The sequence below is a fragment of the Flavobacterium sp. genome (assembly GCF_044357305.1).
GTDB lineage: Bacteria > Bacteroidota > Bacteroidia > Flavobacteriales > Flavobacteriaceae > Flavobacterium.
On sequence record NZ_JBIKPS010000001.1, the window covers coordinates 209,300 to 223,371 of the forward strand.

A 14,072-nucleotide genomic window follows, 5' to 3' on the forward strand; every position below is an offset into this window, starting at 1 on the left:
ATAAAATGAAAAAAACATATTTCCTAATTGCATTAGCATTGTTGACCTTTGTCGATGTAAAAGCGCAACAAGATCCACAGTACACACAATACATGTACAACATGAGTATAATGAATCCAGCTTATGCAGGTTCTAAGGAAAACATGACTGGTGGAGTTCTTTACAGAAAACAATGGCTGGATATTGAAGGTGCTCCTACAACAGGAACTTTCTTTATAAACAGTCCTGTTGGTAAAAATGTTGGATTAGGTTTGTCTGCAATCAATGATAAAATTGGTCCTGTGGAAGAAACTAACCTTTATGCCGACTTCTCTTATACCTTAAATCTTGGTGGTGATCGTAGATTAGCATTCGGTATTAAAGGTGGTGGAACTTTTCATAAAGTGGGACTTTTCTCTCAAATCGGAGATGGTCACGTTCCTGATTTGAATGACCCTGCATTCCAACAAAACTCAAGTAAATCCTTTTTAAACATGGGTACGGGTTTCTTTTATTATACAAATAAGTATTATGTTGCTGTATCCGTTCCTAACATGTTAAAATCTAGTTACCTAGATTATAGCGGAAGACGTTTTGGAACAGAAACCCTTCATTATTTCGTTACTGGTGGTTATGTTTTCGATATTAATCCAGACCTTAAATTCAAACCTTCTACTATGATTAAGTCTGCTCTAAATGCTCCTGTTTCAGTTGATTTATCTGCTAACTTCTTGTTTAACGATAAATTTGAAGTAGGTGGAACCTTTAGAATTCAAGACTCCTTTGGCGCTATGGTAAACTATGCGGTAACTCCTAATTTAAGAGTTGGATATGCTTACGACCATATCGTTTCCGATTTAAATATAACAACTCCATCATCTCACGAGATTATGATTTTATTTAATTTAAATTTCCCGAAAAAAGTATCCCAATCCCCAAGGTATTTCTAACATAAACCATAGTATTAAAATGAAAAATCTATATATAGTATTAAGTTTTTTTGCAATTAGTAATTCAATTATTGCTCAAAATCAGGACACCAAAATTGCCGATAAATTATTCCAACGATACGAATACGTTAAAGCGATTAAGGAATATCAAAAATTGGTGGATAATGGAAAATCGGATAGCTATGTCTTTAAGCAATTAGCCGACACCTATTATAACATGTTTAATACCGCAGATGCGGTTAAATGGTATGCAAAAGCAACTTTAACACCTCAAGATGCAGAGACGTATTTTAGATACGCACAGATGCTAAAATCTACAGGGAAATATGAAGAGTCTAACAAACAAATGAACAAGTTTGCTTCTATGGTACCTAATGATTTGAGAGCTAAAGCATTTAAAGAAAATCCTAATTATGTTCCTAAATTAGTGCAAGGAGTTACTTATACGGTTACTTCTTTACCTATTAGTTCGGATAAATCTGATTTTGGAGCGGTTATGTATGACAAAACGTTATATTTTACAAGTGCTAGAAATGGTTCTAGAAAGAATTATGGTGGAAGTGGAGAACCGTTTTTAGATGTGTATACTTCAATTAAAGGAGATTCAGGTACATTTTCTGAGCCAACCCCATTAACTTCTATTAATCACAAACGCCATGATGGTCCGGTAACCATTAGCACAGACGGAAATACAATGTATTTTTCTAGTGATAGTTTTAGAGATGGCGTTTTCGAAAAAGATAAAGAAAACCATCTTAAATTAGGTAGAAACAATTTATATGTTGCTACGAAAGCTGGAGATGCTTGGACTAATATTAAACCTTTACCTTTTAACAGTAAAGATTTTTCTTTAAGTAACCCAAGTTTGAGTAGAGATGGTAAAACTCTATACTTTTCTTCTAACATGCCAGGAAGTATTGGTGGTGTAGATATCTGGAAAGTTTCCGTTACCGGAAGTGAATTTGGAAAACCAGAAAATTTAGGAGCAAAAATAAATACCGAAGGAAATGAAAGTTTCCCATTTATTGCCGATGACAATACTACTTTATATTTTGCATCAACTGGGAAACCTGGTTTAGGTGGTTTGGATATTTTCAAAATTGAGTTGGCAAAAGGAGCGGAAGCTGTGAACATGGGTAAACCTTTAAACACAGAAAATGACGATTTTGACTTTACATTTAACAAAGCACAAAACATAGGTTTTCTTTCTAGTAACAGAAATGGTAACGATGACTTCTTTTTAGTTACACCATTATGTGCTGTTGACTTATTAGTAGTAGTTACTAATGCTAAAACAGGTGCTATATTAGCAGATGCTAAAGTTGCAATATTAGATTCTAAAAATAATATTATTGCAACAGAAACTTCTAATTCTAATGGAGAAGTTAATTTCAAAATTGAATGTGAAACACCATATTCTATCCAAGCTTCTAAAGAAGGTTTTGAAGGAAACGTATTTGCTGTTGCAAAAAGCAAAGGACCTACTGCTAAATTACCTGCGCCATTACAACCTATTGATGTAATTATTACACCTACGGCTATTATATTACAACCAATATACTTTGATTACGATAAAAGTAACATTACACAACAAGGAGCTTTCGAGTTAGACAAATTAGTTGAAGTAATGAAAAGCAATGATAAGTTAGTAATCTTTGCTAAATCGCATACGGATAGTAGAGGTAGTGATGCCTATAACTTATCTTTATCAGACAGAAGAGCTCAAGCAACAGTTCAGTATGTAATTTCAAAAGGAATTCCTGCTGAACGTATTACAGGAAAAGGATTTGGAGAAAGCGAACCAGTAGTTCCTTGTAATCCTTGTAACGAAGAAGAATATGCTAAAAACAGACGTTCAGAATTCTTGATCGTTAAATAAAGAGCTTCTTTTAATACAAAACGCCTTGTTATAAATAACAAGGCGTTTTTGCTTTAAGCTAAAATATTTAAACAAAGAGTTTTATTTAATAGTTATTTCTTAATAAAACAAGCTGATTTTTTAAAACGAAATACTATCGAATTCAAATAAATCAATGGAATTAACGTTCTCTAAAAGAAGGTTAATTTTTTTTGGAATAGAATTTGTAGTTTTACACCCGATTAAATCTTATTTATGAAATCATTACGTTATTTATTGCTTTTAACTGTTTTGTTTTGTGGTTTTCAAAGAACTACAGCTCAAGTGTACCGTTTTAAAACCAGAAGCTTAAGTGTTATGGACAAAAACGACAAGGGCGCTTGGAACAAATGGTCGGAATTTAAAAAAGCTGAAATTGTAATTACTTTAGATGGTAAAAAAGACCGGTTTATTGTAAATTCTAAAGAGTTACAATTGTATAAAATTGATTCCTATTTGGAAAAAGTTTCTACTGAAAATGACGATACTATGGGTTTCAATTGTACCGATAATGATGGCGCTAAGTGTGTTATTCTTATTGTTACCCGAAAAAAAGAAGCTAATAGAATGCAGTTTTACATCAATTATAACGATTTGAAAATGGTGTATAACATTTATAACACAAAATAATTTTGATTGAGAATAAAGATTTTAAGTATTCTAAAGAAGAAAAGTTAAAAAGCAGGAAGATTATAGATTTGCTATTTTCAGAAGGAAAATCAGTCTCTAAATTTCCCTTGCGATTAGTATACGCCCCTATCGAAGGAGTAGATGAAAAATTATTGTTTGGCGTTTCAGTATCTAAAAGAAATTTTAAAAATGCCGTAGATAGAAATTATTTTAAACGAATTTTAAGAGAATGTTATCGGTTGAATAAACATTTATTGCACGAAAATCTAGACAAGCCATACGCTATGATGTTTTTTTATCAAACCAAAGAACGATTAAGTTACATAGAAATACAAGAAAAAACCATTCAATTATTTGAAAAATGGATTGTTACCAAAAATCAACAAACCGTAACTTGATAAAAAATCTTAAGGTTTTTTTAAAAAATTAGTTTATTAAAGGTTAAATAGTATATTTGAATATTACATTCGATAGCAAAATTAGAAAAAAAACACCATGCTTACCTACTTTAAAAAAAGATATATTATTCCGGTTGTCGCTTCTGGATTTTTGTTTTTTGCAGCTAGTTTCAAAGACGATTTTTTTGAAATAGCAAAACAAATCGAAATCTTTACAACGCTTTTCAAAACCGTCAATCAGAATTATGTGGATGAAGTGAATCCGGCTGAATTAATGGATAAAGCTATTAAAAGCATGCTTGCCGATTTAGACCCTTATACCAACTATTTCAACGAACAAGATGTTGTAAAATTTAAAATCAACAATACGGGTGAATACACTGGAGTTGGTGCAATAATGACGCGTAAAGAAGATAAATTAATTGTAAAAGAAATATATAAGGGGTTTCCTGCAGACAAAGCTAATTTGAAGGCAGGAGATGCAATTATTCAAATTGGGGATGTCGTACTTGCCGATTTTAAAGATGATGCTACTCAATTGCTTAAAGGCGCTAAAAACACCAAGGTAGATGTGAAATACATCCGTCAAGGAAAAACCCTTACTGCCCAAATTGTTTTGGATGAAGTAGAAATTAAAGCAGTGCCTTTTTTCTCTAAAATAGATGACAAAACGGGTTATATAGCACTTACCGCTTTCAACCGAAAAACAACGCAAGAAACCAAAGAAGCTCTTGAAAAACTAAAAGAAGATGGTGCCGAAAAAATTATTTTAGACCTAAGAGGAAATCCCGGGGGATTGTTAAACGAAGCAGTAAACGTGTGCAATCTTTTTGTGCCTAAAGGCGAAATAATTGTTACAACAAAATCTAAAAATGCTAAATACAACAACATTTACAAAACAACTAACGAACCTGTAGATTTAGAAATTCCGTTGGTAATTATTGTAAATGGAAAAAGCGCCTCGGCTTCGGAAATTGTTTCTGGAGCATTACAAGATTTAGATAGAGCGGTAATTTTGGGCAGTCGTAGTTTTGGAAAAGGATTGGTGCAACGCCCAATTGACATGACCTATGGCACGCAAGTAAAAGTAACAATTTCTCGTTATTACACACCTGCCGGAAGATGTATTCAAGCCTTAGATTACTGGCATAAAGACAAGGATGGGAAGGCCGTAAGAACGGATGCGTCTAAATACAATGCCTTTAAAACTAAGAAAGGAAGAACGGTTTATGATGGTGGTGGAATTCAACCCGATGTAGAATTAGCCGATTCTAAAACAAGTACTATTGCTGAAGTTTTGCAAAAAAATGATGGGATTTTTAATTACGTAACCTACTATTATTTTAAAAACCCAAATCTTGGCGATAAAATACCAACGTTTACGGATGGGGATTATACCGACTTTAAAGCGTTTTTGAAAAGAGAGAAGATAAGTTTTGATACCGAAACCGAATTGGCATTAAAAGCCACTCTGGAAAAAGCTAAAAAAGAAAAAATTGACGATACTATTCAAACCCAATACGATCAATTAATGGCTGCTTTGCAAAAAAGTGAAGAGGCCTTATTGGATAAAAACCAAAAAGAAATTAAGAAATTAATTTTAGAGGAAATCATTAAACGCTACCAATACAAAGAAGGGCTGTACCAATATTACCTAAAAAACAATGTTGAAATTGCCAAAGCGACTTCTATTTTATCTAACCCTGTAGAATATACAAAAATATTACAGTAATGCTCCGATTTTTAAAATTTTTGCCCCTACTTTTTATAGGTTTTACTTATGCTCAGGAAGAAGCTGTGAAATCAGTTTATTTTGAATTTGACAAATATTCCTTAGACGACAAACAAGCTAACGAAGTTGTAGAATTCATTAAAAATACCGATTCTACACGAATTGAATCGGTTGAAATTTTTGGATATACCGATGATATCGGAAAAGATGATTATAACTTTATATTGTCTACCAATAGAGCAAATACCATTCAATGTAAACTAACCGAAAATGGTATTAAAAGTAAAATTATTGTTACCATTGAAGGAAAAGGAAAAATACTTATTGATGATGATATTTTAGACAATCTTCCAGAAAAGCGATCTAAAAATAGACGTGTAGATATTGTAATGAATCTTAAAGAGTTGCCAAAATTAGTATTGCCCGGAGTTTACGATATGTTACAAAAAGATCATGTTGTGGGGGATCATATTTATTTGGAAAACATTTTATTTGACAAAGGAAGTAGCCATTTATTATCTAAAGCAAAAACGGAATTGGATAAAGTAGCACTATTATCCTTACGTTATAAAAATCTAGAATTTGAAATACAAGGGCATGTATGTTGCACACCACCAAATCAAAAAGAGGCAATAGACAAAGACACTAAAAAAAGACAATTGTCTATCAATAGAGCGCAATCTGTATATAAATATTTAGCCTTCCGACGGGTACCTAAAAACCGAATGACTTTTAAAGGATATGGTAACACGGTTCCGCTAGGGAAAGAGCCAGAATATGACAGACGGGTAGAATTAGTGATAACTAAGATATAATGAATAAAACTTTAATTTTACTTGTGCTTTTATCAAATTTATTGTTTGCTCAAAACACAAATGAAACTATTACCGTTTTTTTTGATTCTAATGATTTTACTTTACAATCGGAACAAAAAGAGAAGTTAATTTCCTTTTTTTCTGTCGAGAATACTATTGTAAAATCCATTTCTATTGAAGGTTTTTGTGACGACATTGGATCCTCTGAAGACAATTATATTCTATCCAAAAAACGGGCTGTTTCTGTTGAAAATTTCATACAAAAAGAGTTCAATGCAACTATTAAAATTGTGGAGGGTAAAGGCGAAATAGCTTTGTCGAATACTATTCCTATAGAACAAGAACGAAAGAATAATCGGAAAGTTACCATCGAAATCACATATACAAAAATGGATAAAGATTCGGTTATTTCAAAAAAAACTATAAAAGATATTTATTCCAATTATAAATCTTTTTCAGATGATTTGAAAGTTGGAGATAAAGTAATTATCAAAAAACTTTTTTTTAAAGGGGGGTCAACTATCTTTGATGAGGCAGAAGAAGCCGAAGCAGAATTAAAAAAAATTGTGGACTTCTTAGTAATAAATCCTAATGTATCTATAGAAATTCAAGGACATGTTTGTTGTATTCCTCAACAATATAAAGATGCTTTTGATAGGGTTTCAGGTAAAACCAATTTATCGGAAACACGATCTCAAAAAATATATGATTATCTAATTGAAAAAGGAATTTCAAGCGAACGAATGACCCATAATGGATATGGAAGACGATTTCCTATTCTAGGTGCTGATGAGCAGTTTAACAAAAGAGTTGAAATTCTGATAACGAAGATTTAACTATCCTCGTTTCATTTCAATATGCGGAATATCGTCTTCTAGATACATTTCGCTCGTTTGCACAAAATTATGACTTTCGTAGAATTTCTTGAGGTATAACTGAGCCGAAATAGTGATTTGATTCGTATTGAAATGGCTTTCAATCCCCGTGATGGCGTGTTGCATCATTTGGTGTCCCCATTTTTTATCTCGAGCGTCGGGATGAATTACCACTCGTCCAATAGAGGCGTTTTCAAAATAATCTCCTGCTTTAAATAATCGGGCGTAAGCCACAATTTCGTTATTAAACTCCCCAAGTAGGTGTAATGCTTTTTCATCTTTGCCATCAATGTCTTGATAAACGCAATTTTGCTCCACCACAAAGACATGCGAACGAAGTTTTAATAATGAATACAGTTCTTGTAGAGAAAGCTCGTTAAATCGCTTTATTTTCCATTTAATGGTTTCCTGCATGATACTTATGATTGGGATTTATTTCTTTTTTAAAAATTGTACCGATTTGATAATGGCTTCCAATTCAAACATTAAATCTCTTTTTTGTTTGGATGGTGCATAACAAAATCCTTCTATAACTAAAATTCTATGGTTGGGTTGGTCCACAATAGCATAATTAATAAACGGCCCACTCATAAAATCGTTTAGCAATTCCCAATTTCCTTTAGTCTCAAAAGTGGGTTTATTGTAAATTTTGGTTTTAGAAAGGTACGGCGAAAATGCGGGCTCGGTAACCATTCTAGTTCTAGGAACGGCACCATGGATGTATTTTCTACCAATAGAATCCCGGATGTGAGTAATTCTCTTAACCGCATTGTTGTTGTCTTTGATACTGCTAAATGGTATTTGATAAAAAATCAAACTCAAATTGCCGCTTGTGATTTCTTTTTTAAGCCAAATGAATTTTTTGCCGTGCAAAACCATTTTGTATTTAATAGGAATATTAAGCCGCACGTTGAATTTCTCTCTAATCTTAGCAACATCCAAAAGCGAATCGCGTTTTATTTTTTCTTGGTATACTTTAATTTCCGATTCTTTAATTTTGGCAATAATCAACGAATCGTTATTTTGAATAGTATCTAAAATTTCTTGAACTGTTTCTCCAGAAATATGCACCACGACTTGCGGATTGGCATATTCGTTAGTCTCAATTCGGAATTGGCTTTTGGCTTCTTTTTTAACCATGATAATGTTTCTACTATTGGTCATAAAACCTTCCAATAGCTTAACAGGATATTGATTTAAAGTGAAAACGGGTTCTTCTTGCGGAAGTCCTAAAACTGGAGATGCGAATTTATTTCTCATGCTATCGCCCACTTCTCCGTTCCAAAGTTGGTCGTCAATAATAACCGAAACCTCATTGGTTTTACCAGAAGTTTCGTTCACCGGTTTCCTTTCTTTAGTAGTACAAGAAGTAAATACAATTGCAGTGAATAGCAATAAAAAATGGGCTTTATTCATAATATGAAATAAAGCCCAAATTTATAGAAGATTTTTGTATTATCCGTTTATTTTTAATTTCATTCCGGGTTTTATGCTTTCGCCCTTAATATTGTTCCATTTTTTAATGTCGGCAATAGTAATTCCGGGGAATTTTTGCGTTATTTTAAGCAACGTATCGCCTTTTCTAACTCGGTATAAACTTTCTTTTACTTTTTTATCTTTAGATGCGTATGCCTCTTTAGAAGAAATTTTTACTTTATCATTGGATACTTCTTCTTTTCCAACAATAAGTTTGTCCCCAAGTTTTATGTTGGTATCCGATAAGGAATTCCATTCTAATAAATTATTTATAGTAACATTGTATTTTCTAGCAATAGTTCCTAAATATTCGCCTTTCTCCACAACGTGTTCTACATTTTTAAGCTCGGTTTTAGGTTTTTCTTCTTCTTTGGATTCCGCCAAGCTAACATTAGAAACTATTAATTGAGAACCTACTTTTACATTATTGTCGATAATAGTGTTCCACTCTCTTAAGTTGGCAACACTAATGTTATTCTTTTTTGCAATAATATATAAATTATCTCCTTTGGCAACTACATAATAGTTTTCGGATTTAGAAGTAGTTTCTGTTTTCTCTTCTTTTTTGCCTTTTTCGGTTTTAGGAGCTTTATGATCTACTGCCGCAATCTCTTCTTTACGTTCTGCAATTGGTTGTTTTATTTCTTTTCTAACGATACTGGTTACTTTCTCGGTTTTGATAATTTTAATTTTATCGCCAAGACCAATATTGTCGCCTTTTAATTTGTTCCATTTTTTAAGCTCTGCAACCGAAACATCATATTTAGAAGCAATTACTCCTAAATTATCGCCACTTTTTACTTTATGTGTTTTGGTTACTTCTTTATTAGTAACCACTTTTTCAGTTTTGAATACTTTCTCCAATTTAGGTTCTGAAGAAGCAACTGCCTTGACTTTGTCTTTAGTTTCTAAAGTTTGTTTTACTGAAGTATCAGCAACTATTTCTTTAGTTTCTTTGTATTCAATACGTTCAGTTGTAACTATTTTCAAACTCCTTCCTTTAGGAGCGTAACTCGACCTTAAGTGATTCCATTTTTTTAAATTGGCTACAGAAACATTGTATTGGTTGGCAATTTCATTTAAACTATCCCCTTTGCGGACTCTATGAAATTTAGTTCTGGTTACAAATTCTTTTTCTTTGTAGGAAGTATTGGTGGAATCATTTCTTTTAACAGAAGCTAATCTATCGTTTGGTCGCTCCCTTTTGCTTTCTTGATGATTTAAATAAGCATATATTTTATCTTCATTGGAAGTGAAAATCGCAATTTTGTTTTTTGGCAAACGAAGGAAATTAGTTCGACCGGTAATATGTGGAATTTCATTTCTTTTAAACGACGGATTAAAAAACTGAATTTCAGAAACTGAAACATCCAATAAATCAGATACTTGTTTGAAAGTCATGTGGCTTCTCACTCCTACGGTATCGGTTGCAAAAAGATTGGCAACGGCTTTGTTTGGAACAATTCCGTGTTCTTTATGGTATTCAAAAATATACATGGTTGCTAAAAAAGCAGGCAGGTAATTTTGTGTTTCTTTCGGAAGATTTTTTCGAATATTCCAATAGTTTTGTTGACCGCCAGAACGTCTTATTGCTTTGGCAACATTTCCCGGACCTGAATTATAAGCCGCTAGAACCAAATCCCAATCGCCAAAAATTTTATACATGTTATTCATATACTGCGATGCTGCCTGGCTTGCTTTTAAAGGCTCACTTCGTTCGTCTACATACGAATCAATATTTAAACCATATTGTTTTCCGGTTTGGTACATAAATTGCCATAAACCAGTTGCTCCAACACGTGAAACTGCTCTGGGATTCAAAGCTGATTCTACTACAGCAAGATATTTTATCTCTAGTGGAATATTATTTTTGGCTAATTCGTCTTCAAAAAGAGGAAAGTAATATTGCGAAACCCCTAGTAATCTTTCAAATGCTTTCTTTCGGTTTTTCAAGAACGATTTGATGACATTTTCCAAACCAATGTTGTACTCGATATTGAATGGCGATTTCTCGTCCATTTTTTTCAAACGCTCTTTTAGTAATTCGGTTGGTAATTCAAAATCAACTTTCTGATCTACATTTACGTTTTTAATATCCGAAGACATTTCATCATAAACATCCAGTGTTGTAAGTTCTTTCATCCAAAGACTGTCTATACAAGTAGCCATTTCATCGGACACGAAAGTGGATTTTATAGAGTCAAGATAGGAGATTTTTATTTCTTTTTTTACAATAGAATCCTGAGCGTTAGCAGCGTCTTGTCCATAAAATGAAGCAGAGGCCACCAATAGGATGGTTGTAATTTTGTGTTTTATATTCATATTTAATTTTTTCAATAATTACAGAACAGTAAGAATTGCTTAATTGCAAACTTACTGATATATAACGTATTAAAATGTTTAATTATTGTTAAAGTCAATAATTTAATCTAAAATTGCTTGAATTCCAGGTAAAACTCTACCTTCTAACATTTCCAACATAGCACCTCCGCCAGTAGAAACATAACTCATTTTATCTTCCAAGCCAAACTGTTTAACCGCTGCAACTGAGTCGCCACCTCCTACTAAAGAGAAGGCCCCGTTAGCAGTAGATTCAGCAATATAGTTTCCTAAAGTAATGGTTCCGTTGGCGAAATTTTCCATTTCAAAAACGCCTAAAGGTCCGTTCCAAAGAATGGTTTTAGATTCCATTATTATTTTTTTGAAATTTTCTAACGATTTTGGTCCGGCGTCTAAACCTTGCCATCCGTCCGGAATTTCTCTTACATCTACAATTTGAGTTTGCGCATCATTTGAAAAAGCATTAGCAGCAACCACATCCACAGGAATATGAATATGAACATTTTTCTCTTTTGCTTTATGCAAAATTTCAATTGCTAAATCCATTTTATCGTCTTCACAAATAGAATCTCCAATCTTTCCGCCCAAGGCTTTGATGAACGTAAATGTCATTCCACCACCAATAATCATGTGGTCTACTTTATCTAAAATATTTTCGATAACCGTAATTTTAGAAGATACTTTAGATCCTCCAAGAATAGCCGTAACTGGTTTTACTGAATTATTTAAAACACGATTCAAACTTTCAATTTCTTTTGCTAAAAGCAATCCGAAACATTTATGATTTGGGAAAAATTGTGCGATAATAGTGGTTGAAGCATGCGCTCTATGTGCAGTTCCAAAAGCATCGTTTACGTAAATATCTCCAAGAGATGCTAATTCTTTTGCGAAAGCAACATCCCCTGCTTCTTCTTCGGCATAAAAACGAAGGTTTTCTAGAAGCAAAACTTGACCTGGTTGTAAAGCTGCAGCAGCCTTTTGAGCAACATCACCTCTACAATCGGAAGCAAAATGAACGGGTACTCCTAGAACTTCAGAAACCGAAGCGACAATATGTTTTAAGGAATATTTTTCTTCTTTTCCTTTTGGTCTTCCTAGGTGCGACATTAAAATTACGCTTCCGCCATCGGCAAGAATTTTATCAATAGTAGGCTTTGCAGCTTCTATTCTGTTAGCATCGGTTACCTTGAAATTTTCATCCAAAGGAACGTTAAAATCTACACGAATTAAAGCTTTTTTGTTATTGAAATTAAAGTCTAGAAGAGTTTTCATAGGATTAGTGCGGAGTTAATTAATAATGAAATGCAAATATAGACATTTTGTTATTTTTATGCTAGGCTGCCTTTTATAAGTTTAAAAATTATGCTTGCTAAGGGGTGAAATTTTATGTTAGTTGCATTTTTATAGTATCTTTGCTTATGCTTTTTTCAGAAATATTAGGTCACGAACACATTAAAAATCACTTGATAAAGAGTGCTAGTCAAGGCAGAATTCCTCATGCGCAACTATTTGTTGGTCCTGAAGGTTCTGGAACTTTGCCTATGGCGATTGCCTATGCACAATATATTGTTTGTCAGAATTTAGGAAATGAAAATTCGGGTGAAAATGAATCTTGTAATTTAAAATTTAATCATTTAGCCCATCCCGATTTGCATTTTGTGTATCCTACAGTGACAACCGAAGATGTAAAATCAAAGCCAAAAAGTATTGATTTCATCCAAGATTGGAGACAGTTTATTAACGAAAATCCTTACGGAGGTTTGTTCGATTGGTACAAAATGCTGGGCGTTCAAAACAAACAAGGCGAAATTCGTGTAGATGATGCTACCGAAATTCTAAAATCGTTAGCCCTAAAATCTCATGAAGGAGGGCATAAAATTATGATTATTTGGATGGCCGATAAAATGAATATTGCCGCTTCCAATAAACTTTTAAAACTTTTGGAAGAACCTACAGACAAAACGGTTTTTATTTTAATTTCGGAAAATGAGGAAGATATTATTCAAACCATTCGTTCCCGTTGTCAAGTGCTTCATTTTAATGGATTACCAGAAAGTGTAATCACCCAAGCCTTGATTTCTCGAGAAAATGTGGAGGAGAAAATGGCGTTTAAAATGGCACACCAAGCACAAGGAAATTACAATAAAGCCTTGCACATTCTTAAAGAAGATAACGACGAATTGCCTTTTGAAAAATGGTTTGTAGATTGGGTTCGAGCCGCATTTAGAGCCAAAGGAAATGCCGCCGCAATTCAGGATTTAATTGCTTGGAGTGACCAAATTGCAGGCTTAGGACGAGAAGCGCAAAAGAAATTTTTAAATTATTGTATCGATATGTTTCGTCAGGCATTATTGCTGAATTATCAAGCGGAAAAGTTGGTATACATGGAGCCAACGGTAGAAAAATTTAAATTAGAAAACTTTGCTCCTTTTGTAAACGGAAACAATATTTCGGATATTTTTAAAGAACTTTCGGATGCCTCTTATCACATAGAGCGCAACGGAAATGCCAAAATAATTTTAACCGATTTATCTATAAAATTGACTCGATTAATTCATAAAAAATAACTCATGAACAACGCGACTTCTATACTAGTACTCATTTTTCTTGCTATTACTTTTATCATGTCTTCTCACGAGAAACTCTTCCACTGGAAAGATACAATGGCATGGTTAATTCCAGTTTTTGAAAAAACTTTTCTAAAAAACATGGTGCCTTTAGCAACCGGAATTTTATTATTTTTAGAACTCATAGCCGGAATTTTGTGTGTTTTAGGATGCTTAGAACTTTACATTAATGGCGGGAGAGAATTTGGTTTTTATGGCGCTGTTTTTTCTTGTGTTTCACTACTTTTAATGCTTTTCGGACAACGATTAGTAAAAGATTATGAAGGCGCTAAAACCATTGCAATTTATTATGTTCCCGCAGTTTTGGGAGTTTATTTGTTGGGGTAGATTAAAAATTCAGCAAAATTAATTAA

General features: G+C 33.1%; 13 protein-coding genes. 9 read left to right on the plus strand and 4 right to left on the minus strand.

Annotated elements, in window-relative coordinates:
• Nucleotides 1-5 precede the first annotated feature (5 nt).
• From ACIQ2J_RS00920 to ACIQ2J_RS00950, 7 genes are all read left to right on the plus strand, one after another.
• Nucleotides 6-929 carry a type IX secretion system membrane protein PorP/SprF gene (locus ACIQ2J_RS00920; protein WP_396165576.1) on the plus strand — a complete coding sequence of 308 codons (924 nt, stop codon included), beginning with the start codon at nt 6-8 and terminating at the stop codon, nt 927-929.
• A gap of 19 nt (nt 930-948) precedes the next feature.
• Nucleotides 949-2,808, plus strand: a complete 1,860-nt coding sequence (locus ACIQ2J_RS00925; protein WP_396165578.1) for an OmpA family protein — start codon at nt 949-951, stop codon at nt 2,806-2,808.
• A 234-nt stretch (nt 2,809-3,042) separates the two neighbouring features.
• A complete protein-coding gene (locus tag ACIQ2J_RS00930) occupies nt 3,043-3,456 on the plus strand; it encodes a hypothetical protein (RefSeq protein WP_396165580.1) in 414 nt (137 codons plus the stop codon).
• A gap of 5 nt (nt 3,457-3,461) precedes the next feature.
• A complete protein-coding gene (rnpA, locus tag ACIQ2J_RS00935) occupies nt 3,462-3,854 on the plus strand; it encodes a ribonuclease P protein component (protein WP_396166013.1) in 393 nt (130 codons plus the stop codon).
• 97 nt (nt 3,855-3,951) lie between these two features.
• Nucleotides 3,952-5,586 carry a S41 family peptidase gene (locus ACIQ2J_RS00940; RefSeq protein ID WP_396165583.1) on the plus strand — a complete coding sequence of 545 codons (1,635 nt, stop codon included), beginning with the start codon at nt 3,952-3,954 and terminating at the stop codon, nt 5,584-5,586.
• A complete protein-coding gene (locus tag ACIQ2J_RS00945; RefSeq protein ID WP_396165586.1) occupies nt 5,586-6,401 on the plus strand; it encodes an OmpA family protein in 816 nt (271 codons plus the stop codon). The genes ACIQ2J_RS00940 and ACIQ2J_RS00945 overlap by 1 nt, the downstream gene beginning before the upstream one ends.
• On the plus strand, nt 6,401-7,237 hold the full coding sequence (locus ACIQ2J_RS00950; protein ID WP_396165589.1) for an OmpA family protein: 837 nt from the start codon (nt 6,401-6,403) through the stop codon (nt 7,235-7,237). The genes ACIQ2J_RS00945 and ACIQ2J_RS00950 overlap by 1 nt, the downstream gene beginning before the upstream one ends.
• Here the strand turns inward: ACIQ2J_RS00950 and ACIQ2J_RS00955 are convergent, their stop codons facing one another.
• From ACIQ2J_RS00955 to ACIQ2J_RS00970, 4 genes are all read right to left on the minus strand, one after another.
• A complete protein-coding gene (locus tag ACIQ2J_RS00955) occupies nt 7,238-7,690 on the minus strand; it encodes a GNAT family N-acetyltransferase (RefSeq protein WP_396165591.1) in 453 nt (150 codons plus the stop codon).
• Between the two features lie 18 nt (nt 7,691-7,708).
• Nucleotides 7,709-8,692: a DUF4837 family protein gene (locus tag ACIQ2J_RS00960; RefSeq protein ID WP_396165593.1), complete on the minus strand. Its 984-nt coding sequence runs from the start codon at nt 8,690-8,692 to the stop codon at nt 7,709-7,711.
• A 39-nt stretch (nt 8,693-8,731) separates the two neighbouring features.
• Nucleotides 8,732-11,074, minus strand: coding sequence for a LysM peptidoglycan-binding domain-containing protein (locus tag ACIQ2J_RS00965; protein ID WP_396165595.1), 2,343 nt, complete (start codon nt 11,072-11,074; stop codon nt 8,732-8,734).
• A 102-nt stretch (nt 11,075-11,176) separates the two neighbouring features.
• Nucleotides 11,177-12,364: a phosphoglycerate kinase gene (locus ACIQ2J_RS00970; RefSeq protein WP_396165596.1), complete on the minus strand. Its 1,188-nt coding sequence runs from the start codon at nt 12,362-12,364 to the stop codon at nt 11,177-11,179.
• A 146-nt stretch (nt 12,365-12,510) separates the two neighbouring features.
• Between ACIQ2J_RS00970 and ACIQ2J_RS00975 the strand changes: the two genes are divergently transcribed.
• Nucleotides 12,511-13,659, plus strand: a complete 1,149-nt coding sequence (locus ACIQ2J_RS00975) for an ATP-binding protein (protein WP_396165598.1) — start codon at nt 12,511-12,513, stop codon at nt 13,657-13,659.
• 3 nt (nt 13,660-13,662) lie between these two features.
• Nucleotides 13,663-14,046 carry a DoxX family protein gene (locus tag ACIQ2J_RS00980; RefSeq protein ID WP_396165600.1) on the plus strand — a complete coding sequence of 128 codons (384 nt, stop codon included), beginning with the start codon at nt 13,663-13,665 and terminating at the stop codon, nt 14,044-14,046.
• Nucleotides 14,047-14,072: the final 26 nt, after the last annotated feature.

What these genes read in the sequence shown, in the direction of transcription:
- ACIQ2J_RS00920 (WP_396165576.1), top strand. Translation starts at nt 6, where the DNA reads ATGAAAAAAACATATTTCCTAATTGCATTAGCATTGTTGACCTTTGTC.
- ACIQ2J_RS00925 (WP_396165578.1), top strand. Translation starts at nt 949, where the DNA reads ATGAAAAATCTATATATAGTATTAAGTTTTTTTGCAATTAGTAATTCA.
- ACIQ2J_RS00930 (WP_396165580.1), top strand. Translation starts at nt 3,043, where the DNA reads ATGAAATCATTACGTTATTTATTGCTTTTAACTGTTTTGTTTTGTGGT.
- ACIQ2J_RS00940 (WP_396165583.1), top strand. Translation starts at nt 3,952, where the DNA reads ATGCTTACCTACTTTAAAAAAAGATATATTATTCCGGTTGTCGCTTCT.
- ACIQ2J_RS00945 (WP_396165586.1), top strand. Translation starts at nt 5,586, where the DNA reads ATGCTCCGATTTTTAAAATTTTTGCCCCTACTTTTTATAGGTTTTACT.
- ACIQ2J_RS00950 (WP_396165589.1), top strand. Translation starts at nt 6,401, where the DNA reads ATGAATAAAACTTTAATTTTACTTGTGCTTTTATCAAATTTATTGTTT.
- ACIQ2J_RS00955 (WP_396165591.1), bottom strand. Translation starts at nt 7,690, where the DNA reads ATGCAGGAAACCATTAAATGGAAAATAAAGCGATTTAACGAGCTTTCT.
- ACIQ2J_RS00960 (WP_396165593.1), bottom strand. Translation starts at nt 8,692, where the DNA reads ATGAATAAAGCCCATTTTTTATTGCTATTCACTGCAATTGTATTTACT.
- ACIQ2J_RS00965 (WP_396165595.1), bottom strand. Translation starts at nt 11,074, where the DNA reads ATGAATATAAAACACAAAATTACAACCATCCTATTGGTGGCCTCTGCT.
- ACIQ2J_RS00970 (WP_396165596.1), bottom strand. Translation starts at nt 12,364, where the DNA reads ATGAAAACTCTTCTAGACTTTAATTTCAATAACAAAAAAGCTTTAATT.
- ACIQ2J_RS00975 (WP_396165598.1), top strand. Translation starts at nt 12,511, where the DNA reads ATGCTTTTTTCAGAAATATTAGGTCACGAACACATTAAAAATCACTTG.
- ACIQ2J_RS00980 (WP_396165600.1), top strand. Translation starts at nt 13,663, where the DNA reads ATGAACAACGCGACTTCTATACTAGTACTCATTTTTCTTGCTATTACT.